This window comes from Nocardia sp. NPDC058497, from assembly GCF_042720195.1.
Lineage (GTDB): Bacteria > Actinomycetota > Actinomycetes > Mycobacteriales > Mycobacteriaceae > Nocardia.
The window spans coordinates 1-1,530 of sequence record NZ_JBHXMY010000925.1 but is presented as its reverse complement, the minus strand read 5'-3'; the positions used below and the strand labels follow the sequence as shown (position 1 = coordinate 1,530).

Here is a 1,530-nt window from a genome sequence, read left to right as displayed (position 1 = left end):
ACCTAACAGGTTGTCTAACATATTCTCCCCGTCGGCCACGTACACCTGCCGCAGATCGACAGCGCCCTCGCCTTCGACGAGGCCGCCGTGGTTGTCGAGCGCGCCGAGTAGCGACGCCGCGCCCTGCGGTTCGGCCGGGTTGGCCTGCAGGCCGCCGAGCAGCGTCGGCAGGGCGGCCTGGACGGCGGTGGTCGCGGTCGCCTGGTCGACGCCGAGCTGGTCGGCGATCTGGGCGATCGGTAGTCATCGGCTCCGCCTGTGTCGAGGGTGCCCGGTAGCGCCCGGGTCACGCTCAGGGTAGGGGGCCGAGATGCCGGAACCGCTGGTTTCGGCGGCGTCTGCGTGCGGCGCGTCGCCACGTGACGTTGGATCGCGCGGCCCTCGGGAACCCGAGTAGCCGGGTACTCGTGATCCGAGCCTGTCGGGAGAGGACCGTTCGAGGGGAACGGTCGTCCCGTGCTGGGAGAAGACGATGGGTGAATCGATGACGATCGCGGCGGGTCCGCCGCCCGGCGCCGCGCCGATTTTCGCCTACGACGCGTTCCTGTCGTACTCGCACGCCGACCGCGCGATCGCGGCGGGCATCCAGAAGGGCCTGCACCGCATCGGCCGCCGGATGGGTCACCTGCACGCGCTGCGGGTGTTCCGCGACGCGACCGACCTGACCGCGAGCCCCGATCTGTGGGGCAAGGTCACCGAGGCGATGGATCAGGCCCGGTACTGCATCGTCGTGCTGTCGCCGCACTCGGCCGTGTCGGAATGGGTCGACCGCGAGATCGACTACTGGCTGCGCACGCGAGGTTCGGAGCGTTTGTTGTTCGTCGTCGCGGGCGGAAAGTTGAAGTGGGATCGGCATACTCAACGCTTCGATCCAGAGCGATCGACCGTGGCACTGCCGGTCCTGACCGAGCCGGGGGTGTTGCCCACCGAACCGCTCTACGTCGACGTCACCGAGGACGCGCCGTGGGACCCGCGTGCCCCGCTGTTCCGGGAGAAGCTCACCGACCTGGCCGCTCCCATCCACGGCAAGCCGAAATATGAACTGGCGGGGGAGGATCTGCGTGAGCAACGCCGGTTCCGGCGTCTGCGCAGTGCCGCCATCGCGGGTCTGGTGTTGCTCACCGTCCTCGCGTTGGCGGCGGCGTATATCGCCGTCGACCGGCAGCGGGAGGCGGAGCGGCAGCGCAATCAGGCGATCGCGTTGCGGTTGGTCTCTGATGCCGAAGCGATGCTTGGCGGTGTCCGGCCGCGTGGCGATGTCCGGGCGATCCAGCAGACCCTCGCCGCCGCGCAGATCGCACCCGACTTCGACGAGGGTGCGCTGCTGCGCACGCTGAATGCCGAAGCGGCGGTGGACAAGATCGTCCAGACCGGCAAGCCGTTCGATACGGGGATCTTTCTCCAGGAGCGTGCGGCGATGGCCGAGTCCTTCCGGACGGCCAAACCCGACACCCCGAAACCGGGCCGCCCCGCCGGCGCCCCCACCCGGACCACCCGGGGGGCGCGTCGGCGCAGGGACACCCCACCCCG

2 protein-coding genes are annotated in these 1,530 nt (G+C 69.8%); one reads left to right on the top strand and one right to left on the bottom strand.

Annotated features, from left to right (window positions below; genetic code table 11):
• Positions 1-228, bottom strand: a 228-nt coding sequence (locus ACFWPJ_RS32515) for a DUF937 domain-containing protein (protein WP_378857309.1), incomplete at its 3' end; no start/stop codon positions are given.
• A 244-nt stretch (positions 229-472) separates the two neighbouring features.
• Between ACFWPJ_RS32515 and ACFWPJ_RS32510 the strand changes: the two genes are divergently transcribed.
• Positions 473-1,530 (top strand): toll/interleukin-1 receptor domain-containing protein (locus ACFWPJ_RS32510; protein ID WP_378857307.1); only part of this gene is annotated, 1,058 nt, incomplete at its 3' end.